Here is a 23,195-nt window from a genome sequence, read left to right as displayed (position 1 = left end):
ATACAGCGTCAGCCTCGGTTACTTCGGCGGGCAGTGGCTGGGGGCGAACTGGCTCGGCACCGCGGTCTCGGTGCTCGCGCTCTTCGCCGCCGGTGCCGGGGCGGCGTACGCGCTGCGGCAGCCCGAGGGCCAGGAACCTGCCGGCGCTTCGCCGGCAAGCCCGTAGGCGGTCGCAAGGCGTCGGTGGCCAGGGGCCGGTGGCGGGGGGCCAGGGTTGACCGGCGGCCGCGAGAATCCACAGCCGTCGGCAGTGAGCCGTAAGCAGTGGCCGCCGGGCACACCGCAACGGACGGCCGCCCGCGGTGCATCGCCACCGATGGCCGCCCGCGGTGCATCGCCACCGATGGCCGCCCGCAGTGAGCGGTCATCGGTGGCGGACGGCAGTGAGCGGCAGCCGGTGGCCGCCGGACGTGCACGACAGCCCGCGGCCTGTCAGCGGCCACCCGTACGGCGGCCGGGGCAGCGGCTGTCCCCGGCCGACCGCCCGTCACACCCGCTGTCCCTGGCCGGCCACCCGTCACACCCGGCACGTCAGCCCCTCGTCCTCGCCGTCCCCGGACGCCAGCGCGGCCACGACCTGCGGTGGCAGCTCCGCCGCGCCGAGGAAGCCCGCGGCGAGCTGTGCGGTGACGGAGTGCCAGTCCATCGCCCGCTTCAGCATCGCGTGGTCGCTGCCCGGTACCACCAGACGGCACACCTCCGCGCCCGCCGCCCTGGCCCGTACGGCGAAGTCCAGCGAGCCGCGCGGGTCGGTGATCCGGTCGGAGTCGGAGTGGATGAGCACCACACTCGTCCCCGCCAGGTGGTCGACCGGCTCGTCGACCGGGCACCAGGGGGCGAGTGCTATCACCGCCCGGACCCGTGGATGGCCGCCGACGCGCAGCGCGGCACGGCCGCCCATGGAGTGCCCGACGAGTACGAGGGGCAGTGGCCCGACAGTCGCGGTCAGCTCATCGACAGCGGCCGCGGCGTCCTGGGCGGCGTCCGCCCGGTGGCCGTTCCAGCCCCGGTGCCGGTAGCGGACCTCGCCGATCGCCACGCCGTAGCCGACCGTGGCGCGCTGGACGGCGCGGGCGATGGGCCGCATCCGCAGTGCGGGCAGGTTCCACGGGCAGGGTTGGTCGAGTGCCGCTTCCCGCCCGCCGTGCAGCATCAGCACCCCGGCTCCCGCATGTGCAGGTCTCGTACGCATCAGAAGCGGTCGGTGTCCCACGAAGTCCTCGAAGCCGCGTTCCAGATGATGATGGTGGTCGTCCATGCCGCGCGTCCCCTTCCCCTGCTGCTTCGGGCCGTTGCCCCACTCCCCATCCCCCGGCCTGTATTCGTTGCCGGTGCCCGGCCGGATGGGTCCTCGTTTTTTTCACGGTTCCGGCACCAGCCGTCCGGGGCCGCCGGGTTCAGCGCCGCGAGGCCGGTGCGGCCGGGTTGCGGCACCGACGGGTGCGGCGGCGGCCGGGTCCGGGGCCGCAAGGTTCGGCGCGTTCGGCCTGCTGCTCCAGGAGCCGCCCACGCCGAGGCCGGCGTTCCGGCGTCGGGCAGTGGCCCGACGGTCGCGCTCGGCCGTTCGGTTCAGCACCGTGCGGTGCGGGAGAGCAGCCCTGCCACGGACAGCGCCCCCCAACCCACCGAGACGGCAACCGCCTTGATCCGCTTGTCCCGGCTCGGGAGCGTCGCGCCGAGCAGGACCGCGTCGCCGAGGTCCGAGGCGATACGGAGCACGGTCGCCGCCCGGAGCGCCGGGCCGTCGGGGGCGAGCGCCATCGCGAGCCCGTTGGCGGCGTCGCGCCAGCCCAGCGGACGCAGCGAGATCCGGGTCTCCTCCGCCGTACCGCCGTCGTCGTCCACGAGTCCCGAGGGGCGGGCCAGCCATGACGGACGGGCCGTCACGGCGACTCCGTAGACAGCCGTGGCGGCCCCGATGAACCGCAGGAGTCCCGTACGCACGTTCTACCTCCGCTGCGCCGATGAATCGTTGAGCGATGGATCATAGAGGCGAGGGTGCGGCCGGGAGCGGTGGACGGACGGCGGTCCGTCAGGGAACCTCACGCAGATAGGTCGCGCCGCAGGTATGGCAGAAGGGTTCCCTGGTCCTGCCCCAGACATCCTCCGGCCGGGTGGCCGCCCGCGGATCGAGTTCGCGCCCGCACAGGGCCGTCGTGCCGGAGCCACGGACCATGTGCCACATCTTGACCGGTCCGAGGTCGCTGCCCTCCGCGCCTCGTCCCGAGCGCCGCCTCTTCCTCCTCCAGATCCTGTCCCTGCCCTTCTCCTCGGCCTTCTTCTCGGACCTTTCCGTTTCTCCACCCGTGGCCCCGGTCCCGGCAGGCGGTCCGTACTCCGCCCGCACCTCATGCCGGGCATGCATGACCCCACCTCCCTTCTCAGGCCGAGGCGCGCTTCCTCGCCGCGGTCTTCCCGGCGGTGGTCTTCCCGGCCGTCTTCTTCTCCGCTGCCTTCTTCTCGGCCGTCTTCTTCTGGGTGGACTTCTTCGCCGCCGACTTGGTGGCGGTGGACTTCTTCGCCGTCGACTTCTCGGCCCCGGTCGCCTTGCCCCCGGTCGCCTTGCCCCCAGTCGTCTTCGCCGCGGACTTCCTGGTCCCGGCCGTCCCGGCCGTCCCGGCCTCCGCCGAGGCGCTCTTCTTCGCGCCGCCCCCCTTGGCCGAGGACGCGGCCTTCTTCCCCCCGGAGGCAGCGGCCTTCCGCGCGCCCCCGGAAGAGGTCCGTTCACCCGCCGCCGTTTTCTTCGTCCCGCCCCGGCCGGTCTGCCGGGCACCGCCCCGCAACTGCTTGACCTCGCCCCCCTCGCCCGCCCCCTCCCCCCGCTCCTGCTGCGCGGCGCGCACGCTCTTCTCCAGCGCCGCCATCAGGTCGATGACCCGGCCACCCTCGGACGGCTCCCCGGCCGGCTCGGGCTCGGCCCCCTCCAGCTTCGCCTCGACGAGCGCTTCGACGGCCTCCCGGTACTCGTCGTGGAGCTCCTCGACGTCCAGCTCCCCCAGGGTCTCCATGAGGGTGTCCGCGAGATCCAGCTCGGCCTCCCGCACCTTCACCTTCTTCTCGGGGACCACGCCCACCGGGGGCCGGATCTCATCGGGCCACAGCATCGTGTGCAGGGCGAGAGCGTCCTCGATCACGCGGAGCATCCCGAGCGTCTGGCGACCGCGCAGCGCGAGCTTGGCGACGGCCACCTTCCGGGTGGTGTTCAGGGCCTCGCGCAGCAGGACGTACGGCTTGGCAGCGGCTGCCCCGTCCGCACCGATGTAGTACGAGCGTTCCAGCTGGAGCGGGTCGATGCTGTCGGCAGGGACGAAGGCCAGGATCTCGATGGTCTTCGCGGTCGGCAGCGGAAGCGCGGCCAGGTCCTCGTCCGTGAGGGGGACCGTCGTCCCGTCGGGTGCCTCGTACGCCTTGATGATCTCCTCGTTGGGGACTTCCTCGTCCTCCAGCTCGCACACCTTGCGGTAGCGGATCCGGCCGCCGTCGGCCATGTGCACCTGGCGGAACGAGACCGAGTGGCTCTCCGTGGCACCGAAAATCTTGATGGGAATGTTGACCAGGCCGAACGAAATAGACCCTTTCCAGATGGATCGCATCATTCATCCTTTTCATGGGATTCTCATGGTATGTCCCAGATGACGGAGGTGGAGGGGCGCCGCCTGGCGCTGAGCAACCTGGACAAGGTGCTCTATCCGACCGGGTTCACCAAGGGCGAGCTGCTGCACTACTACGCCACGACCGCGCCCGTCCTCCTCCCCCACCTCCGCGACCGCCCGCTCTCCTTCCTCCGCTATCCCGACGGAGCCGAGGGCCAGCACTTCTTCGCCAAGAACGTGCCGCCCGGCACTCCCGACTGGGTGAAGACCGCCGTCGTGCCGCGCTCGGGCGCCGGTGAGAGCGGCCGCCATGTGCTCGTCCAGGACATGCCGACGCTGATGTGGGCGGCGAACCTGGTCACCGAGTTCCACACACCGCAGTGGACGGCGGACGCGCCCGGCCAGGCGGACCGGCTGGTGTTCGACCTCGACCCCGGGGAGCCGGCGACGATCGTCGAGTGCTGCGCGGTCGCCCGGTGGCTCCGCGAGCGGCTGGAGGCGGACGGCTTCGAGGTCTTCGCGAAGACCAGCGGCTCCAAGGGCCTTCATATCCTGGTGCCGCTGGAACCCGTCTCGTCCCGCTGGACCACCTCCTACGCCAAGGGCCTCGCGATCGAGGCGGAGCGGGCGATGACCGGCCTGGTCGTCCACCGGATGGCACGCCAGCTCCGGCCGGGAAAGGTGTTCGTCGACTGGAGCCAGAACACTGCCGCGAAGACCACCGCCGCGCCCTACACCCTGCGCGCCCGCGGCGCCCCGACCGTCTCCACGCCCGTCACCTGGGACGAGATCGAGGCATGCGCCGACCCCGGCGAACTCGCCTTCGAGGCCGATGACATCGCGCCGCGCGTCGCCGACCACGGTGACCTCCTCGACCACCTCTTCGACCCCGGGCACGCCCGCCCGCTGCCCAGCGCCTCCGGATGAGCCCGCAGCTGCGGCCTCCCGTACGGGTCGCCCTGGCCCGGTCGGTGGACTCGCTGCCACAGGGCCCGTACGCGTACGAACCGAAGTTCGACGGCCACCGGCTGGTCGTCTTCCGCACCGAAGAGGGCGTTCTGCTCCAGGCACGCTCCGGCCGTCCGGTCGGCGACGCGTTCCCCGACCTCGCGGCCGCGGCGGAGGCCCTCCCGGCGGGTACGGTGCTCGACGGCGAGGTGGTCATCTGGACCGGCGGGCGGACGGACTTCGCCGCCGTACAGAAGCGTGCGCTGGCCGGCCGCGCCCGCGCCGCCGCCCTCGCCCGCGAACTCCCCGCCTCCTACGCGGCGTTCGACCTGCTGGCCGCCGGGGCGACGGATCTGCGGCGGCTGCCGTACGCGCGGCGGCGCGACCGCCTCGTCGAGCTGCTCGCCCCGCTCGGGCCGCCGTTGCAGGCCGTGCCGATGACCACCGACCCGGAGCTGGCCGCCACCTGGTACGCGTCCCTGCGCGCGATCGGTGTCGAGGGACTGGTGATGAAGCATCTCGAGCATCCCTACCGGGGCGGCCGCCGCGACTGGCAGAAGCTGCGGCACTCCGACACGCACGACGCGGTGGTCATCGGGGTGACCGGCAGCCCGGCCCGGCCCACGGCGCTCGTCGTGATCCTGCCCGGCGACGACACACCCGTCGTCTCCGGCCCCCTGGGCCCGGGGCTGCGGGCCCGGCTGGCCGCGGCCCTGGCGGAAACGCGCGCCGCACCGGTCGACACGCCCAGTGCGGCGGCCGGCACGGCCAGTACGGCGGCCGACACCCCCGGGGGACCGGGAGACCCGAAGCGGGCACCGGGAGACCCGAAGCGGGCACCGGCCGACACGCCCGGGGCGGGCTCCGGCGCGCGGACGGCGCCCGACGGCACCCTCTACACCCCCGTCCCACCGGAACTCACCGTCGAGGTCCAGCAGACGGCCACGCGCACCCCGATGACGACGATCGTCCGCCTGCGCGTCCCGGACTGAGCGCGGCACGGCCGGCCGGTGGTCAGCCCGCTCGGCGGTCGGCCGGTCGGCACCGTTCGTCCTGCGCCGCACGGATGAATCGTCGGCTGGTGCTTTTGACCGACCGCGGCACGCGATACATCAGGGCTGTATCACCGTCCCCCCACCCATCCCCGTACGCGGCTGGTGCCCATGGCCTCCTTCCTCCGGTTGCGGCTCCGGTGCCTCGTCATGGCGCTGGCGGCCGCCACCACCGTGCTGCTCCCCCGCGACGGCGTCGCCGCCCCCGCGCCCGGTGATCGCGCCCCGCTACCCGCGCCCCTGCCCGCCCGGATGGCCGCCACCGGCGGCGGCACCCAGCTGATCACCGCCGTGGCCGCGGGAACCGGTTCCACCACCGGCACCGTGACGTGGTGGCAGCAACGGAAGGGCAGGTGGGTGAGGGCCGGTTCGAGCCCGGCTCGCTTCGGGGCGGGCGGTCTGGCCGAGGGGCGGTCACGGCTCCAGGGCACCTCGACCACGCCGACGGGTCTGTACGGCCTGCCCTTCGCCTTCGGCACCGCCGAGGCTCCGCCCGGGGCCTCGTACCCGTACCGGCGGATCACCGGCGAGTCCTGGTGGTGCCAGGACAACGCCTCGACGTCCTACAACCGGTGGGTCGAGCCGCTGCCCCGGGACTGCGCCGCCACGGAGGCCGAGCACCTGGCGTCCTATCCCGTCCAGTACGCGCGGGCCATGGTGATCGACTTCAACTACGCGCATCCGGTCAGGGGGCGGGGCGCGGGGATCTTCCTGCACGTCAACGGCCGTGGGGCGACAGCGGGGTGCGTATCCGTCCCCGCCGGAGCGATGAGCGCCATCCTGGCCTGGGCGGACCCGGCGGCGCGGCCGCACATCGCCATCGGCACCCGTACCGGCCGCACGTCGATCACCCGCTACTGACGCGCCCCTCCTCCCGCCCTCCACAGCGTGCGGGATCCATCCCCGGGCCGACTGCCCGGGCTGCCACTGGCCTGGCCTGCCCTGCGTCCGCCCCCGCCCGGCCTCCACCGTCCGGAGCCCGCCCCTCCGAACCCGCGGCCATCGGACAAAACGCCCTACGCTGAGAGACGGGGCTTCTCCGACCTGTGACCCCAGGGAGGCCGTCGTGACCGCCGAGTCCCAGGGTGTAGCCGCTGAGACTGCTGAGGCAGCCGAGGCCAATGTGGCCGATGCGACGCTCGAGGTTCCCGAGGCCAGAGGTGACGTCGGCCTCTACCCAGGCCGCCAGTCCCGCTATCTGCCGGTCGCCGAGCACGGTCTGATCGGCGACCTCCGGAGCGCGGCCCTGGTGGGCACGGACGGCACGATCGACTGGTACTGCTGTGGGCGCTTCGACGCGCCCAGCGTCTTCGCCTCGATCCTCGACGCCGACCGGGGCGGCTGCTTCGAGCTCGCCGCCGACGTGCCGACCCGGACGAAGCAGTTCTACTTCCCGGACACCAATGTGCTGATCACCCGCTTCTTCGCGGACGACGGCGTCGGCGAGATCCAGGACTTCATGCCCATCGTCGACGACTCCCGCGAGGCCGACCGGCACCGGCTGATCCGGCGGGTGGTGTGCGTCCGCGGATCGTTGCCGTTCCGGGCCCGGGTGGCACCCCGCTTCGACTACGGGACGCAGCCGCACACCGTGAGCACTCAGCAGGGTCAGGCGGTCTTCACCTCGGCCTCACTCACCCTCGCGCTCTCCGCCAGCGTGCCGATGGAGCACGACGGCCGGGACGCCTGGTCGCTGTTCAAGCTGCGGGAAGGCGAGTCGGCGGTGTTCGCCCTCGACCGGGTGGGCGGCGAGGTCGTGCCCCGGTCCTGTGCCTTGACCGAGGCGGAGCAGCTGTTCGACGCGACCGTACGGTACTGGCGGCGCTGGCTCTCCGCGTCCCGCTACCGCGGCCGCTGGCGCGAGATGGTGCACCGCTCCGCGCTCACCCTGAAGCTGCTCACCTACGCGCCGACCGGCGCCATCGTCGCCGCGCCGACCACCAGCCTTCCCGAGCAGATCGGCGGCGAGCGCAACTGGGACTACCGCTACGTATGGATCCGCGACGCCGCCTTCTGCGTCTACGCCCTGCTCAGGCTGGGCTTCACCGACGAGGCCAAGGCCTTTATGCACTTTCTGTCCGAGCGCGTCGGCCTCGGGGACGAACCCTCGGGCCCGTTGCAGATCATGTACGGCATCGACGGCCGCAGTGAACTTCCCGAACAGCTGCTGCACGACCTCGAGGGCTATCTGGGCTCCGCGCCCGTACGGGTCGGCAACGCCGCCGTGGGCCAGCTGCAACTGGACATCTACGGGGCACTCATCGACTCCCTCTACCTCTACGACAAGTGGGGCGAGCCCATCTCCAGCGACCACTGGGACACCGTCTGCGCGCTGATCGACTGGGTGTGCGAGAACTGGGACCAGCCCGACGAAGGCATCTGGGAGACCCGTGGTGGCCGCAAGAAATTCACGTACTCACGGCTGATGTGCTGGGTGGCGATCGAACGGGGCATGCGGATGGCCGCCCACCGCGGTCTGCCCGCCGACACCGCGCGCTGGGCGCGGGAGCGGGACACCATCTACCGAAGGATCATGGACCGCGGCTGGTCCCCCGAGCGGCGCGCGTTCGTCCAGCACGAGGAGGGCGACGTACTCGACGCCTCCCTGCTGATGATGCCGCTGACCAAGTTCGTCTCGCCCACCGACCCGAAGTGGCTCTCCACCCTGGACGCGCTGGGCGAGGAGCTGGTGTCCGACTCCCTGGTCTACCGCTACGACCCGCAGGCGAGCCCGGACGGGCTGCGGGGCGAGGAGGGTACGTTCTCGATCTGCTCCTTCTGGTACGTCGAGGCTCTGGCGCGCGCCGGCCGCCGGGACGATGCCCGCCTCGCGTTCGAGAAGATGCTCACCTACGCCAACCACCTCGGCCTCTACGCCGAGGAGATCGGCCACACCGGCGAACAGCACGGCAACTTCCCCCAGGCCTTCACCCACCTGGCCCTGATCAGCGCCGCCTTCAACCTGGACCGCACCCTGGGCTAGTGCCGCGACCTTGGGCCGGTCCCAGCCTCGCCGAGGCCACTGACCTGGAATGCAGCCTCTGCTCCGGCTCTCCGGCACCCGGTTACGTCACAGACATCGGGCCGCGTCCGAACGTCCGGTGAGCACGGGGCGGAGGACGGGTTACGGCCGTCTGTCCTGTCGTTCGCCACTCCATCGCTGACCGTTCGAGGGCGTTCCGCGTTCCGGCGTCGTTAATGAGCAGTCCATTCCTGTTGCCCAGGATCCCGAATGAGCGATTCCGCTCAGCAATGCGGCAATGCAGCAATGCGGCCATGCAGTGCTTCAGCGAGTCAGCGATCAGCAATGCAGCGAGGAGTCGAAGTGGTCGACACCGTCAGGCCCGCGGCATCGGAGGGGCCCATGGCCAGGACAGGACCCCACCTCGACCGTCGGCGCTTTCTGTTCACCTCCGGCGCCGCCATCGCCGGGAGCGGACTGGCAGGGCCGCTGATTCCCGGACAGCGTCCCGGCGGCCTTCCCGCGGCTTCCGCCGCGGAGCCGGTGGCCGCGCCCCGCCCGGCCCCCAAGCGTGCCGCGCCGTACGGACGGACGACACTCGAGACGACGGCGCAGCTCCCGGGCGGGGCCGCGGTGGGCAGCGGCGGCTACCGGCGGCTGGTTTCCGGGCCCGGCCGGCCCCTGGTCGTACGGGGCGAGCTCGCCGCGCCGCGATCGGGCCGGGAGGACCGGCGCACCGCCCTGGTCTGCTTCGTTCAGTTCACCGACCTGCATGTGGTGGACGTACAGAGCCCGCTGCGCACGGAATATCTGCGCGCCCGGACAGCGAGCTCCTGGCGGCCGCAGGAGGCGCTCTCGGTGGCCGGCGCGGTCTCGCTCGTGGAGCAGGTCAACGCGCTCGGAGGCGGCCCGCACACCGGCCGGCCTCCGGCCTTCGTGATCAGCACCGGTGACAACGTCGACAACAACTCCTCCATCGAGCTGGAGTGGTTCCTCACGGCCATGAGCGGCGGCCGGATCGTCCCCAACACCGGTGATCCCCGGTTCTACGAGGGCGTACAGAACTCCGGTCTGCCGCTGTACTGGCACCCCGACGACGCGCTGCGTGACAACGACAAGAAGCTCGGCATGCCCCGGATCCCGGGCTTCCTCGAAGCCGCGATCCGCCCGGTCACCAGTCCGGGCCTGCGGATCCCCTGGTACTCGACCGTCGGCAACCACGACGACCTGCCCGGCGGCTGCTGGGCTCCCGACGATCCCGAACTGACCGAGTTCGCCATCGGCTCCCGCAAGCTGTACGCCGTTCCCGGCTCCGGTCCGGCCGCCCTGGCCCAAGCGTTGAGGACGGGCGACGACCCCAAGTCCGGTGTGCTCAAAGGCATCCTGAGCAGCTACGCGCCGAAGGCCCGGACCATCGCGGCCGACGAGCGCCGTAAGCCCTTCACCCCGCACGAGTATCTCGCCGCGCACCTCGACCCGAGGTACACGGGCGCCGGTCCGGCCGGCCACGGTTACACCGAGGACCATCTCGACGGCGACCGTATGTACTACTCGTTCCCGGTGGCGGAGGGCGTCATCGGCATCAGTCTCGACACCACCTACCGCAGCGGGCACTACGAGGGGTCGCTGGACACCGGACAACTGCTGTGGCTGGAACGGACGCTGGCGGCCCACAGCTCCCGCTACCACGACGCCGACGGCCGTCCGGTGCGCAACACCGCGGCCGACGACGCCCGCATCCTCGTCTTCAGCCACCACAACAGCCCCACCATGCGCAGGCGTCCCGACGCGGCGCGGTCCGAAGAGCCGCGTCACGACGGGGAGGAACTGGTCGCCCTCCTCAGCCGGTTCCCCAATGTGGTCGCGTGGGTCAACGGCCACAGCCACATCAACAAGATCACCCCGCATGCCCACGCGACCGCGAACCGCTCGTTCTGGGAGATCAACACCGCGTCGCACATCGACTACCCGCACCACGCGCGCATGGTGGAGCTGGTCGACAACCACGACGGGACGCTCTCCCTGTTCACCACGCTCATCGAGTCGTCGGCTCCGCACCGCGGCGATGTCAGCGATCTGTCAGCCGTAGGGCTCGCCTCCCTGTACCGGGAGCTGTCGTACAACGCTCCCGGCGTCACGGAGGGACTCGCGGGCACGCCCGCCGACGGCAACACCGAACTCCTCCTACCCCACGCCTGAACCGGCCCCGGGCCCCGGCTGCCGGGGCCCGGGCACTGCCTACGGCCGCAGCTCCGGTTCATAGGGGACCTCTCACCCGGCCCCACCGATGCTGGGGCCTGCCCCTGGGAGAAGGTCAACGGCGGGGAATCCGGTGCCCGTCGGCGGAGTCCGGCACGTCCTCCGCCGTGCGGTGGGGAGCGGTGGATTCCGCGACGGCCGGGCCGCGGCCTGTCTCACCGTTTCCTTACCATCGTGGTCCGGACCGAAGCCGCCCAACGCCGTACGAGAGCAGAGAACACGACCATGGACGCCGACAGCGCCGCCGTCATCGACCATGAGCTCATCCGAGCCGCAACCGAGGTCGCACGCACCCGTTGCCGCGGCGACAACCACAGCATGGCGGCCGCGGCCCGTAACCGCGACGGCCGCATCATCACCGGCGTGAACGCCTACCACTTCACCGGCGGCCCCTGCGCCGAGCTGGTCGTCATCGGCGCCGCGGCGGCCCAGGGCGCGTACGACCTGACCACGATGGTCGCGGTGGGTGACCGCGAGCGAGGGGTGGTGTCCCCGTGCGGCCGCTGCCGACAGGTCCTGCTCGACTACTTCCCGGCGCTCCGGGTCATCGTCGGTACGGGCGGCCGGCTGCGTGCCGTGCCCCTTACGGAGCTCCTTCCCGAGGCCTACGTGTGGGCCGACCACCAACTCGGCACCGAGGACGGCCGACCGGCGGGCACCGACTGACACCACCCGCCACGCCTGGGCGCCCGCGCGGTACGCGTACGGCGCCGCCGGGAGAAACACCGCGCGGTGCTCATGACGATCACGAGGGCGGCGACGGCCCCCACGCTGCTCCGTATGTGCCCCACGGCACTGACCCCGCCCTTCGATGGGAGTGTGTTCAGGAGGAAGACCCATAATTTCCGGGGGGCGGTTGCGCCCGGACGTCGCCATGATCCCTACGTCACACGCCGCCATGGTCCCTACGTCATACGGCCCTTGGGGGCTGCGCCCCGGCGAAGATGCCTCCCGGCGCACAGCCGCTGCCTCCACCCCGGGCCCTGGGGTGGAGGCAGCGCTGTAGCGGTGTCAGCGGCGAGGCTGTCAGCAGTCGATGTGACCGCGGTCCTCCCAGCCCCAGCGACACTGGTCGATCCGGTCGCCCTGGTCGCTGCGGAGGGTCAGACGGCCGCGGTTGTTGTCGTACAGGTGGTAGTCGGAGTCCTGGTAACGCTGCAGCCAGCGGTCGCGACCGTGCCCGGTGTACACCGTCACTTCCTGCCCGCTGCCCAGCCGCAGCCGGTCGAAGGTGTAGGTGTTGCCGTCCCGGTCGGAGACGGTGTAGTCCCGCAGCTGGACGGAACGACGACCGTTGTTGACAACGGTGAAGTACTCACCGTTGAGCGAGCGGTTGGCGCGGCGGTCCGGGCCCGGCGCGTCGTACTGGATCTGGCCGATCTCGACCCCGCGAAGACGGCGGTGGTCCTCGTGGGCGGACGCCGGCAGCACGGCCGCGGTCATCAACGCCCCGGTGATCAGGGCGGTGGTGGTGAGTGTACGAGCGGTGCGGGACATGTCGATCCCCCTGCTTTCCGATGTGCGGGCATGGCCGAACACGGCTCATGACCAGGTGATTCATCCCGGTCCGAGCGGGCCGGGCCAGACCAGAGTGGGGCCATCGACCCGCTGGTACAGCACTAAACCATTGCGTGTTACACAACTCGGACATTCACGCAACAACAGTGCGCGAAGGCGCACGACCCCGGCGTGCAACGCGGAGTAATGCCGTGGCCTCTACATCCACCCGCACCTGCCAAGCCCCCCAGGGCATTCCGCACCGCTTCCCCTTGGTCATCGGCACATCCACCCCACCATCTGAAGCGTGCGCGGCACGTAACAGCAGACCTTCACCCGATCGGCACAACTCCGGCCGCGCCGCCCTCCACATCCGCTCCTTGTGGTGGGCCTCGCCGCATCCGACGCCTGCCGCACGGCGCGGACCGGCGCGGACCGGCGGCCGTACTCCGGGTACGTCGCGTGGGGCGTGGCTCACGGCACCCCGCCGGGGGTTGACGCGGTTCAACTCCAGTGAAGAGACTGTGTTCGATCTCCGTTCGCCCAGGTCGTACTTCATAATCCCCTCCGGACTCCGTCCGGCTGGGTGCCCTGGCGGTAACTGGGGCAGGCACCCCAGGCCGACGACGTCTGCCCCACGGATAACCTCTTGGATGTCGTCCACTGGCTGGAGCAAAGCGGAAACGCAGAGGAATCACGGATGAATGAACGGCTGACCTCCGGCCGCCTGCCTTCCGGCATCCGCTTGCCTCTACGGCGCCGGAAACCGGACGCAATCACGAAGAGACGGTCATTGAAGGAGCGAGAGTTAAGGCGGCGGTGTAAGCGAGAGCTCCGAGCTCTGGGGATCCAGCCCCCACTCCAAGTGGACGTTCTCTGCCAACTCCTCGGTGAGCGTCGTCAACGACCCATTCGGCTGCTCCCCTACCCGCTGCCGGTTCCCGGCCCGTTCGGCCTGTGGATCGGCACCCAGTCAGCCGACTACATCCTCTACCAGAAAGAGACCAGCAAGAGCCATCAGGACCACATCATCCTGCATGAGATCGGCCATATCCTGGCCGATCACCAACGCGACGACGCCGATGACGATTTCCTGCGCCAGCTCATGCCGAACCTTTCCTTGAGCGTCGTCAAGAGAGCCCTGCGTCGCACTTCTTACGACGAGGAACACGAGCGTGAGGCCGAATTGGTCGCCACCATCATTCTGGAGTGGGCATCCGTACTGGACCGCGTCAGCCCCCCAACACCTGATGATCCCTCAGTGCATCGCGTACATACGGCACTGAGCTATCGGCAGGGCTGGCTGTGAGCGGTTTCGCTGGGAGTGTGAAGACCACATGGATTTGTTGATCTCGGCTGGGCGGGTTCTGACGGGGCCTCGCGGCGATTGTGTGGTGGACGGCGCGGTACTCGTCGAGGAGAACACGATCACAGCTGTCGGCCCCAGCGCCGAGACAGAGGCTCTCGCCCCGCATGGCACGCCCAGATTTTCCTTTCCGGACGCCACGCTGCTCCCCGGCCTGATCGACTGTCACGTCCATCTCCTCCTCGACGCCGGGGCCGACCCCGTGGCCACCCTGGGGACGACGGACGAAGCAGGTCTGTTACTCGGTATGGCCGGCCGGGCGGCAAAGGTTTTGAGCTCCGGAGTCACCACCGTGCGCGATCTGGGAGACCGCAACGGTCTCGCCGTACGCCTGCGTGAGGCGATCTCGGAAGGGGTTCTCCCCGGGCCACGCATCCTCGCGGCATGCACGCCTTTGACGGCACCAGGGGGGCACTGCTGGTTCCTTGGAGGCGAAGTCGCGGGAGAGGGCGCCATGCGCGACATGGTCACGCGCGCGGTGAAGGACGGGGCCGATGTCATCAAGGTGATGGCCACCGGTGGCGGCCTCACCAAAGGTGGCCCCCCGATCTGGAAATCCCAGTTCACACCCGCGGAACTCCGTCTCGTGGTCGAGGAGGCCCGTAGGGCCGGGCTGCCCGTCGCCGCTCACGCGCACGGCACCGACGGCATCGCCGCGGCAGTGGCCGCCGGAGTCGACACGATCGAGCACTGCACCTGGATGGCGGAGGAGGGCTTCGATGTGCGCGAGGAACTCATCGCCGACATCGTGGCCAAGGGAATTCGAGTCTGCCCAGCAGCCAGCCCCGACTGGCGCGGCTTCGCGCAACGGTTCGGAATCGAGCGCGCCGAGGAAATGTTCGACCGGCTGCGCACGATGAGCCGACAGGGAGTACAGCTGATAGCGGGAACCGACGCCGGTGTACCGCACGCCGTCTTCGACGACTTCGTCTCCAGTCTTGAATTCTTCCAACACATCGGCTTTTCCCCGGCCGAAGTCATCGACGTGGCCACCGCCCAAGCCGCTCACGCCGTGGGAATCGGTGCCGACACGGGGCAGCTCGACGTCGGCTACCGCGCCGATCTCCTGATCGTGGACGGCAACCCGCTCGAGGATCTCGGCGCCCTGCGGAACGTACGCCTCGTCGTGGCGGACGGCCGCCCGTACATCCCCGAACGAGCAGTCCTCCGCACCGCGGAAACCTCTGTCACGGACCGCCGGTAAATCTCGTCCGACTCCGGCTCCGAGTGCTCCCGAGAGCTGAGGAATATTTGGCCTGCCCGTTTCGGCAAAGGATGGTGGGAGCGCCGTCCGGTGTGGCGCGCGCGGCAGGGGAATGCGGCATCCGGATTGCGCCGCGCCATTTCACGCCGCCGCCCGCGGTGAAGTGGCCAACGCCCTGGCCGCGCCAGGTAACCGTCTCCCCCTCCTTGGTCATGACGATCCCCTGAAACGAACAGGTCACCCAACGCCGTGTCCCCCGAGGGGGGCTAGCTGCCAGGCATGGGCCTCATGTCAACGCCGTACCGCTTGGCGATCTCGATGAAGCGGTCGATGTCCGGCGGGGAATCCAGCTTCGGGGGCAGCTCACGGCGCTGGGCCGGTTCACCGGCCTCGGCGAAGAACTTGTCCAGGCCGCCCGGCGTGTAGGTGACCACGAGGCGCACCGTGCTCGTGGGCTCGAACCGCTCCAACGTCCCCTCGGGGATGTGGAAAAGCGATCCGGGACCTCCGTCGAATACCTCGTCTCCGATGTGAAGGCGCAGCGTCCCTTCCACCACGTAGATGGTCTCGGTTCCAGAATGAATGTGGGGTGGGGGGCCCATCCCCTCCGGCACGGTCATCTCCATGATGGTCATCGCGCCATTGGTCTCCTCGCCGGACGCCTTGATCTCGTAGAGGCTGTCCAGCATCCAGAACGCCTTCCCCTCGCCGCTGTGGCGTACGACGGTGTTCTTCGCCATGCGATAGCGCCTTTCCTCGTGGGCCTCCTCACGTCTTCCCGTCGCCGGGACGGGGGTAAGCCACCATCCGGGTGGATGTGGGACCAGGAGATGACGCCTGGCCCACCAGCCCCACGCCAGCTTCGGCTGAGGCAGTCGCATGTGCCCAGCGCGCGAGATAGTCGACAATGGCGGAAGGTCGGCGGAGAGACTTCCGAGAACCTGTACCGCTCGCTCACCCGCGTCGCCGGAGCCGCCGCCTTTCGCGTCATCCGGCTCCACGACGCCCGGCACGGTTGTGCCACGCTCCTTACCGCGGCCGGGGTCGCTCCCCGCGTGGTGATGGAGATCCTCGGGCACAGCCAGATCGCAGTGACCATGAACGTGTACACGCACGTTGTCCAGGACACGCAGTGTGAGACCGTCAGCCACATGGACCGGCTGCTGAAGCGACGCCCCGGCTCCGGCTGACCGCCACCGTTGATGTCGGAGCTGGATGTCAAAGACCCCCGGCCATGACTGGTCCGGGGGTCTTTTGGCTGGTGGGCACAGACGGATTTGAACCGCCGACATCTGCTTTGTAAGAGCAGCGCTCTACCGCTGAGCTATGCGCCCTGGGATGAGCTGACAGACTACATGGCCCTCGGGCCCAGGCGGCAAACCAGTAGTGGCGGGCAGACGCAAAAGCCCAGCCCGTAGCCGCGCGCCGGAGCGGGCAGGACCGCCGCCGCAGCGGCCGCGGGTGCCGCGCCCGGATGCGAGCCGGACCTAAGGCGGGCCGACCGGCAGCCGGGGCGTATGCGGGGACGGCCGGGGGACGGCCCCCTCCCTGCGGTGGGCCGATGTCACTCTCCGGAATCTCCGCACTCTCCGGACCGTCCGGGCTCCCAGGACGGCGAACTGACAGGCCCGTGTGTTCGTCCTTACCTGGTGGGAGAATGGCACCGGGCAGGGGCGCGGAACACAGCACGGGAGAGGGATGTGACGGCGACACCGAGGCAGCCGTACACGCAGCGAGCACGCCGCCGTCGTCGCATCACCAAGGGTCCCGACACCGCAGGCCCGGTCCGGGATGTTCTCGCCCTCTTCTGCCTGGCGCCGGTGGTTCTCGCGCTCGCCGTGCCCGCAGCCTTCGCGGGCGGCGGCACCCGGCGCTGGTGGGGCCGGGGCGAGAGCCAGCGCGCCGATGCGCAAGCCGCCAAGGACGCCGCGGCCGCCGCCTTCTACGAGCTCGACACCGCCCAGCGCGATCTGCGGATCTCCATCGAGACGATCTCGGCCGTGGACCACACCCCGGCCGCTCGCCGGGCGGTCGAGGAGTTCCAGGCGCTGGGCCGGCGCATCGACGAGGTCAGCGGCAGCTACATCACCGCCGTCGACGCCCACGACCTGGACCGCGACGGCCTGGAGGCGTCCGCGGCCTCCCGCGCCCGTGCCGACCTGACGCGGGCGAAGGACGATCTGGAGCAGGTCAAACGCGAGCTCGACCGCTTCGTCGGTGGCCTGGGACCCCTGCTGCAGAAGGCGGAGACCCAGCTCGCCCGGCTGGCTCCCGCCGTCGAACGGGCCCGCCAGGCGCTGCTCGCGGCGAGCAACGCCCTCGACTCCGTACGGGCCTCCGGCCTGCGGGCGGACGATCTCGCGGCCCGGCTCGCGGCGCTCTCTCCCGAGCTGACGAAGCTCAAACAGGGCGCCGGGCAGCACGGTGTCCAGACGACGATCCGCCGCGCGGACGACGTGCTGCGGGAGGCCGAGGCCCTGCGCAGCGAGGCCGAGCGGCTGCCGGAGAAGGCCGCGGAGATCGACCGGCGGCTGGTGTCGCTGCGTACCCGCGCCCAGGCGCTGACCACCCGGTCCGCCGGGGTCGAGCCGATCCTCAGCGAGCTGCGCCGCCGGTACAGCGCGGCGTGCTGGCAGGACCTCCAGCCCGTACCGGAGCAGGCGGCCCGGTCCGTCGCCCAGGCGGAGGAGAAGCTCAAGGAGGCCCAGGCGGCGCGCGACGAACAGCGCTGGCCGGACGCGACGTCGCGGCTGAGTACGGTACGGGCGCTGCTGAACGCCACGGACGAAGCGGTGTCCGCCGCCGGTGAGCGGCTGCGGCAGCTGGACGAGGTGTCCGTCGACCCGTCGAAGGAGATCGAACGGACCCGGTTCGCGATCCGCGACGCACAGCGTCTCGCGATGGCGGGGCGCAGCAGACCGGACCCTCGTCACGCGGGTCCGCTGGACGGTGCGGTGGCCCGGCTGGAACGGGCCGTGGCCGGGCTGGAGGGCCGCCATCCCGACTACTGGCACTTCCTGACGGAGACGGAGTCGGTACGGCGGACCGTGGCCCGCGTGGTGAGCGACATCCGTGAGGAGCGCGGCCACGCGAGCGGGGGGTAGGGGTAGCGGCCCGCACCGGTGCCGCTGTCGAGCCGGCCTCAGCACCGTCCCGGTCCCCGGCCCCGGGACCGGCCGCAGGGACCATTGGCGTGGGGCGCAGGACCGGCGGATGCTGGAAGAGCACCGGTGTTCATGACCTCGGTCCGCCGCGCCCGTACCCGCTGGACCACGAAGGAGGCGGGACATGGCCACAAGGAACGCCGTACGGGGCGGTCGCACCGCCCGCCACAGGCGGATCCGCCTCGACGAGCACCTGCCGGTCGATCACCGTCTGAGCCGCGTCTACCGGGTCGGCGCGGGAGTCATGGGTCTTGTCCTGCTCGCCTTCGGGATCGTCGGGCTGACCGGCAGCGTCGGAGTGTTCGACACCCGTGGCGACACAGTGGCCGGGCTCAACACGAACGGCGCGCTGAGCGTGCTGTCCATCGTCGTCGGGGTGCTGCTCTTCGTGGGCATGGTGATCGGCGGCAATGTCGCGTCGACGCTCAACATCGTGGTCAGTCTGGGATTCCTGCTCAGCGGATTCGTCAATCTCGCGCTGCTGGAGACCGATTTCAACTTTCTGGCGTTCCGCATCCAGAACGTCCTCTTCAGCTTTGTGGTCGGCATCATGCTGATGATCTTCGGGATGTACGGACGGGTGAGTCTGACGCTTCCGCACGACAATCCGTACTGGGTGGCCCGTCACCCCGAGGAGGCGGCCCGGGAGCAGGCGGCGCTGCGTGCCAAGGCCATTCGGCTGAGCATCCAGGCCAGGCAGTCGGGCAGCGCACGTGAGATCCCCCCTACGGGCAGGTGATCACGTCCGCCACCCCGGCACGACCGCATAGCCGTATGACCGCACCGCCCCGGGCCGGCGCAGCACCAGCACCAGCACCACACGACCGCACGGCCGTAGACACACGACCGCCCCCGGACACAGTGATCACTGACGGGTGCCTCGGGACTGCCGCCGCCCGTCAGGCCGTCGGCGGATATTCTGGGTCCATGCCCCGTTACGAGTACCGCTGCCGGTCCTGTGGCACCACCTTCGAGCTGAACCGCCCGATGGCCGAGTCCTCCGCTCCCGCCACGTGCCCGGACGGCCATGAGGACACGGTCAAGCTGCTGTCCACGGTCGCGGTCGGCGGCACCGCCGCCGCGCCTGCCGCGCCCGCCGGTGGCGGGGGCGGCTGCTGCGGAGGCGGCTGCTGCGGCTAGGATCCTGCCCGCCGCGGCGAGGCCATGCTGCGGAGGTACTGATGGCGCAAAGTACTGGTCGCGCCCTCGTCAAGGGCTGCGACCAGTGCTTTCACCTCGCAGTGGATCAGGACGCCGCGCGCCGGAGGACAGCGAACAGGCCGCGGTTCTCGCCGCCATCCGGCGAGAGCCAGCCGGCGGTGACGTACCCCTGGGCCTCGGTCGTGCGGGGGCTCGGAGCCTCCTGCTCCGGTTGGAGGACGCGTGTCACATGGACGGTCAGCCGTCCCGCCGACACGGAGTTCGGCCCGGCTTCCGCCCCGGTTTCCACCCCGAGGCGAGTGCCGTACGACCCGTTGGCGACGGTCGTCGGCCTGAGCTCGGTCGCCAAGCCGTCTCCGGCCACGGAGATGGTGACGGAGGGGTCGGGGGTGTCGGTGACGTTCTGTGCCTGCGGCTCGGCGCGGCCCTGGAGGAGAGCGAGCAACTGAGCGACGACAACCGGGTCGTGAGTCCCGTCGTACACCCACCGCCGTCCCAGCACCCCGTGCTCGGCCGTGCCGATGAGGGCCTCGTCGGCTCCGCCGAGTGGGGCCCCACGGTAACTGACCGGTACGTGGTACGAGACCGGTCGATCGCCGGACTCGTCCGTGACCACCATGAACTCGATCCCCACCTCGCCTTCCGGGTCCTCGAGCCGGAAGCCGCCGGCCTTGGACAGTTCCGGCTCGCTCCCCGCGCTGATGTACCACGGCTGTGTGGGAAGCCAGGACGCCAGAAGCTCCAGTTTGCCGGGGGTCATGGTGGTTTTGTGGATGACAGCCATGCCTCAGGAACGTTCTCCGCCGGCGTGTGCTTCCCCCGGCCGACGGCTCAGCGTCCACCACAAACCCCAGTGCCCACCTGATAACGCCCAGCGCCCACCGGAGAGCTGAGCGCCTGCGGGACATCTCAACGCCTGCGGGACAGCGTCAGCCCGTCCGCCACCGTGAGCATCACCGACTCCATGCGGGTATCGGCCGCCACATGCTCGTTGAACTCCCGGATCGCGGCCGCGGGGCCCGTCGCCGACGGATCCACCACCTGCCCGTGGAAGAGCACGTTGTCCACGACGAGCAGCCCGCCCCGCCGCATCCTCGGGACCAGCTCTTCCCAGTACGGGATGTAGTTCTCCTTGTCCGCGTCCAGGAACGCCATGTCGATGGCCGGCTCCGTGGGCATCGCGCCCAGCGTGTCCAGCGCCGGGCCGATCCGTAGCTCGATCCGGTCCGCGACCCCGGCCTTGGCCCACGCCTCGCGGCCGTACGCCGTCCACTCCTCGCTGATGTCGCAGGTGATCAGCCGGCCGTCGGCGGGCAGCGCCTCCGCCATGGAGAGCGCCGACAGGCCCGTGAAGGTGCCGACTTCGACGATGCGGCGAGCGCCGGTCAGCCGTACCAGGAAGGCCAGCAGCGGCGCCTGCTCCTCCGCGACCTGCATGCCGGCGGCCTGCGGTAGCTTCGCGTGCGTCGTCTCGACGACCTCACGCTGTACGGGGTCCAGCGGCGGGTTGTGCGCCAGTACGTACGCGTAGAGCTCACGGGTGAGCGGCGTCCACTTGATCTCCGCCATGCTTCTCATGCTGGCTCACCGGGCCACGACGCGCAGCACGACTCACCGCCCCACCGGGCCCACGACGCGCAGCACACCACTCGTCGGCGCACCCGGCCCACCCGGCGCACGACATGCACCCACGCCCAGCGGGCCCACGACGCGCACCACCACCCGCCGAATCGCCCGGCACAGACATGCACCACGCCCGCCCATCACCCGCGCGGGCACGCACCCGACCCGCCGAATCACCCGCACACGCCGAGCAACACGCCCGGCCGCCCCCGCCACACCCTGCACCGACCCGCAGACTCACCCAGCAGCCACGGCACGCAGCACGGCGCGCAGGATCTCCTCACCCGCCGCCACGCCCATCTCGGACAGCGCGCTGACACGCGGCGCCAGCCAGCCGGTGTCGGCCAGTTCGCCATGGCCCGGCCGCCAGCCCCGGTCCCCCGCCAGCAGCAGATCCGCGTCGAGGAGCGAGTCGCCCGCCGTGAGGATCTCGGTGGCACCGGTGCGCCGCGCGACCTCCGCGACGGCCGCGCTCTTGGTGAGCGGCTTCGGGACCGCGTAGATCTTGCGGCCCTGGAGGGAGACGGTCCAGCCCTGGCCGTCGGCCCAGCGGGCGAGCTCCTTCACCCAGGTGTCGGGGAGCTGCGGCCGGTCGACGACGAGATAGGCGAAGAGGTCCTCGGCCACGCGTTCCTTGAGGAGCCAGGCCGGGTCGGCGGAGCGCAGCAGGTGTTCACGGACCGCGGCGAGCGGGGCGCAGCCCGCCTCCAACGTGTCGCGGACCTGGGCCTGCCAGTCGGGGTCGGACTCGCCGTCCACGAGGATGTGCCCGCCGTTCGCGCAGATGGCGAAGCGCGCGGCGGGGCCGGGGAGGCGGATACGGCCGTACTGCTCTCGGGTGCGGGTGGTCGTGGGGACGAACACCGTCGCACGTGCCAGCTCGGTGAGAAGGCCGGCGGCCGTCTCGGTCATGTACGAGAGGGGCCTGCGCTCGTACAGCTCGACGCAGAGCAGCCGCGGTGCCATCGCGTCCGGCATGGACAGGGCGAGGGCGGCCGCGGAGTAGATGAGCGTGCGGTCCAGGTCACTGGCGACCAGAGTCCTCGTCACAGCGCTCCCCACCATCGTCGTCACGGCGCGCTCACCGCCTTCCCGTCGGCACCCGTCGCCCCGCGCGTGTAGCGGGGGTGGATCAGGCCGACGCAGGTGTACGGCAGGCCGTCGACCTCCTCGACCGGTACGCCGCGCTGCTCCGCGAGCAACCGTACGTGGTCGAGGTCGGCTCCCGCGCCGCGCTGGGCCAGGATCCGCCAGGGGACGCGGCGCAGCAGCACGCGCGTCGTCTCGCCGACGCCCGGCTTGACGAGGTTCACGTCGTGGATGCCGTACTCCTCGCTGATCCGTTCGACGGCTGCCCAGCCCTCCCACGTGGGCGTACGGTCGGCGGCCAGGAGCTCCTTGGCATCCAGGGCGGCCTCGTACGCGACCTCGTCGAAGCGGGCGGCGATGGTGTCGAGGAAGAGGCCCGAGACATCGGATCCGGCCAGTTCGCGGTAGAACTTCGCGCCGTGGAAGTCGTCCGGACCGACGAGGTCGGCACGCAGCACGGTCCGCGACACCAGGCCGGAGACCGTGGAGTTGAGGCACGCCGAGGGGATGAGGAAGTCCTCACGGGTGCCGTACGTGCGGACGCAGCGGCCCGGGTCGGCGAGCACCGCGATCTCCGGGTCGAAGCCGGGGAAGGGCCTGACGGCCTGCGCCAGCTCGCGGGTGATCGCGCCCTTGCCCGTCCAGCCGTCGATGAAGACGACATCGGCCGGGTCGTGGCGCTCCGCGAGCCAGCGCAGGGCGGTGGTGTCGATGCCGCGGCCGCGGACGATGGAGATGGCGTAGTGCGGAAGGTCCAGCCCGTGCGCGTGCCGGGCCCAGCGGCGCATGAGAACGCCGACAGGGGTGCCCGCGCGGGCGAGGGAGACGAGCACGGGACGGCGCCCCGAGTACCGCGGACTGCCCGGTAGGCCCGGCCCGGCCGAGCTGCCCGGGCTGACCTGGCCGCCCGAGCCGCCCCGGCTGCCCGGGCCACCGGAGGCACTCGAACGCGCCGGAGCGTCCGAGCCCCCCGGCCCCGGGCTCGCCCCTGCGCCGCGCTCGGCCAGGACGAGCTCGGTGACGGCGCCGAGGGCGCGGGCGATCCGCACGGCGGAGGTGTCGAGCGCCGCCCGGAACAGCTTCTGGTACTCGTCACTGGGCTGGTACTCGACGGGCAGCGACTCGGCGTAGTGCGCACCGCCGCGCTGGATGGCCTCCTCGCGCTCCTCGGTCGGGGCCTCGAGCTCGACCCGTTAGAAGTCCTGGAGCAGCCAGCCGACGTCATCGGGGGCGTAGGAGGAGAACTCCGGCCCGCGCAGGGGCCCGGACAGGGGCGC

Annotated in this window: 21 protein-coding genes, 1 tRNA gene and 1 pseudogene; 12 read left to right on the top strand and 11 right to left on the bottom strand. The window is 70.9% G+C overall.

What is annotated here, in order from left to right:
* Positions 1-517 precede the first annotated feature (517 nt).
* The 4 genes from ACTWQE_RS27630 to ku form a co-directional block, all read right to left on the bottom strand.
* The gene (locus ACTWQE_RS27630) at positions 518-1,258 is read right to left on the bottom strand and encodes an alpha/beta hydrolase (RefSeq protein ID WP_443331774.1); all 741 of its coding nucleotides are present in this window, start codon (positions 1,256-1,258) and stop codon (positions 518-520) included.
* A gap of 311 nt (positions 1,259-1,569) precedes the next feature.
* Positions 1,570-1,944 (bottom strand): hypothetical protein, encoded by a 375-nt coding sequence (locus ACTWQE_RS27625; RefSeq protein ID WP_443331773.1) that lies wholly within the window; start codon positions 1,942-1,944, stop codon positions 1,570-1,572.
* An 88-nt stretch (positions 1,945-2,032) separates the two neighbouring features.
* Entirely contained in the window at positions 2,033-2,365 is a 333-nt protein-coding gene (locus ACTWQE_RS27620; RefSeq protein WP_443331772.1) for a hypothetical protein, read from the bottom strand.
* Positions 2,366-2,381: 16 nt separating this feature from the next.
* Entirely contained in the window at positions 2,382-3,593 is a 1,212-nt protein-coding gene (gene ku / locus ACTWQE_RS27615) for a non-homologous end joining protein Ku (protein WP_443331771.1), read from the bottom strand.
* A gap of 30 nt (positions 3,594-3,623) precedes the next feature.
* On the opposite strand from ku, the gene ligD reads away from it, so the two are divergent.
* The 6 genes from ligD (at position 3,624) to ACTWQE_RS27585 (ending at position 11,480) form a co-directional block, all read left to right on the top strand.
* On the top strand, positions 3,624-4,520 hold the full coding sequence (ligD, locus tag ACTWQE_RS27610; protein WP_443331770.1) for a non-homologous end-joining DNA ligase: 897 nt from the start codon (positions 3,624-3,626) through the stop codon (positions 4,518-4,520).
* The gene (locus tag ACTWQE_RS27605; protein ID WP_443331769.1) at positions 4,517-5,533 is read left to right on the top strand and encodes an ATP-dependent DNA ligase; all 1,017 of its coding nucleotides are present in this window, start codon (positions 4,517-4,519) and stop codon (positions 5,531-5,533) included. Before ligD ends, ACTWQE_RS27605 begins: the two co-directional genes overlap by 4 nt.
* A 210-nt stretch (positions 5,534-5,743) precedes the next feature.
* Entirely contained in the window at positions 5,744-6,454 is a 711-nt protein-coding gene (locus ACTWQE_RS27600) for a L,D-transpeptidase family protein (RefSeq protein WP_443331778.1), read from the top strand.
* A 337-nt stretch (positions 6,455-6,791) separates the two neighbouring features.
* The gene (locus ACTWQE_RS27595; protein ID WP_443331777.1) at positions 6,792-8,576 is read left to right on the top strand and encodes a glycoside hydrolase family 15 protein; all 1,785 of its coding nucleotides are present in this window, start codon (positions 6,792-6,794) and stop codon (positions 8,574-8,576) included.
* Positions 8,577-8,957: 381 nt separating this feature from the next.
* Positions 8,958-10,754: a TIGR03767 family metallophosphoesterase gene (locus tag ACTWQE_RS27590; protein WP_443331768.1), complete on the top strand. Its 1,797-nt coding sequence runs from the start codon at positions 8,958-8,960 to the stop codon at positions 10,752-10,754.
* Positions 10,755-11,039: 285 nt separating this feature from the next.
* Positions 11,040-11,480 (top strand): cytidine deaminase family protein, encoded by a 441-nt coding sequence (locus ACTWQE_RS27585; RefSeq protein ID WP_443331767.1) that lies wholly within the window; start codon positions 11,040-11,042, stop codon positions 11,478-11,480.
* A 360-nt stretch (positions 11,481-11,840) separates the two neighbouring features.
* Here ACTWQE_RS27585 and ACTWQE_RS27580 read toward each other — a convergent pair whose 3' ends face one another.
* Positions 11,841-12,311, bottom strand: a complete 471-nt coding sequence (locus ACTWQE_RS27580; RefSeq protein WP_443331766.1) for a lamin tail domain-containing protein — start codon at positions 12,309-12,311, stop codon at positions 11,841-11,843.
* An 865-nt stretch (positions 12,312-13,176) separates the two neighbouring features.
* Here ACTWQE_RS27580 and ACTWQE_RS27575 point away from each other — a divergent pair.
* Together ACTWQE_RS27575 and ACTWQE_RS27570 are read left to right on the top strand one after the other, a co-directional pair.
* Entirely contained in the window at positions 13,177-13,620 is a 444-nt protein-coding gene (locus ACTWQE_RS27575; RefSeq protein ID WP_443331765.1) for a hypothetical protein, read from the top strand.
* Between the two features lie 85 nt (positions 13,621-13,705).
* A complete protein-coding gene (locus ACTWQE_RS27570) occupies positions 13,706-14,881 on the top strand; it encodes an amidohydrolase family protein (protein ID WP_443331764.1) in 1,176 nt (391 codons plus the stop codon).
* 266 nt (positions 14,882-15,147) lie between these two features.
* Here the strand turns inward: ACTWQE_RS27570 and ACTWQE_RS27565 are convergent, their stop codons facing one another.
* On the bottom strand, positions 15,148-15,621 hold the full coding sequence (locus tag ACTWQE_RS27565) for a cupin domain-containing protein (protein WP_443331763.1): 474 nt from the start codon (positions 15,619-15,621) through the stop codon (positions 15,148-15,150).
* A gap of 198 nt (positions 15,622-15,819) precedes the next feature.
* Here ACTWQE_RS27565 and ACTWQE_RS27560 point away from each other — a divergent pair.
* A pseudogene (locus ACTWQE_RS27560) lies at positions 15,820-16,071 on the top strand (tyrosine-type recombinase/integrase); the annotation flags it as partial.
* A gap of 69 nt (positions 16,072-16,140) precedes the next feature.
* Here ACTWQE_RS27560 and ACTWQE_RS27555 read toward each other — a convergent pair.
* Positions 16,141-16,215 (bottom strand) — tRNA-Val (locus ACTWQE_RS27555).
* Between the two features lie 366 nt (positions 16,216-16,581).
* Here ACTWQE_RS27555 and ACTWQE_RS27550 point away from each other — a divergent pair.
* The 3 genes from ACTWQE_RS27550 (at position 16,582) to ACTWQE_RS27540 (ending at position 19,185) form a co-directional block, all read left to right on the top strand.
* On the top strand, positions 16,582-17,985 hold the full coding sequence (locus ACTWQE_RS27550; protein WP_443331762.1) for a hypothetical protein: 1,404 nt from the start codon (positions 16,582-16,584) through the stop codon (positions 17,983-17,985).
* Between the two features lie 184 nt (positions 17,986-18,169).
* Entirely contained in the window at positions 18,170-18,784 is a 615-nt protein-coding gene (locus ACTWQE_RS27545) for a DUF4383 domain-containing protein (protein ID WP_443331761.1), read from the top strand.
* Positions 18,785-18,972: 188 nt separating this feature from the next.
* On the top strand, positions 18,973-19,185 hold the full coding sequence (locus tag ACTWQE_RS27540) for an FmdB family zinc ribbon protein (protein WP_443331760.1): 213 nt from the start codon (positions 18,973-18,975) through the stop codon (positions 19,183-19,185).
* A 106-nt stretch (positions 19,186-19,291) separates the two neighbouring features.
* Here the strand turns inward: ACTWQE_RS27540 and ACTWQE_RS27535 are convergent, their stop codons facing one another.
* The 4 genes from ACTWQE_RS27535 to ACTWQE_RS27520 form a co-directional block, all read right to left on the bottom strand.
* Positions 19,292-19,990, bottom strand: a complete 699-nt coding sequence (locus tag ACTWQE_RS27535) for a maltokinase N-terminal cap-like domain-containing protein (protein ID WP_443331759.1) — start codon at positions 19,988-19,990, stop codon at positions 19,292-19,294.
* Positions 19,991-20,115: 125 nt separating this feature from the next.
* Entirely contained in the window at positions 20,116-20,775 is a 660-nt protein-coding gene (locus ACTWQE_RS27530; RefSeq protein ID WP_443331758.1) for an O-methyltransferase, read from the bottom strand.
* A 291-nt stretch (positions 20,776-21,066) separates the two neighbouring features.
* Positions 21,067-21,807, bottom strand: a complete 741-nt coding sequence (locus ACTWQE_RS27525) for an HAD family hydrolase (protein WP_443331776.1) — start codon at positions 21,805-21,807, stop codon at positions 21,067-21,069.
* A gap of 92 nt (positions 21,808-21,899) precedes the next feature.
* Positions 21,900-23,069, bottom strand: coding sequence for a cysteine protease StiP family protein (locus ACTWQE_RS27520; protein WP_443331775.1), 1,170 nt, complete (start codon positions 23,067-23,069; stop codon positions 21,900-21,902).
* Between the last annotated feature and the right edge of the window lie 126 nt (positions 23,070-23,195).

The sequence above is a fragment of the Streptomyces sp. 8N706 genome (assembly GCF_052245415.1).
GTDB lineage: Bacteria > Actinomycetota > Actinomycetes > Streptomycetales > Streptomycetaceae > Streptomyces.
This window is presented reverse-complemented; position numbering and strand designations above follow the sequence as displayed.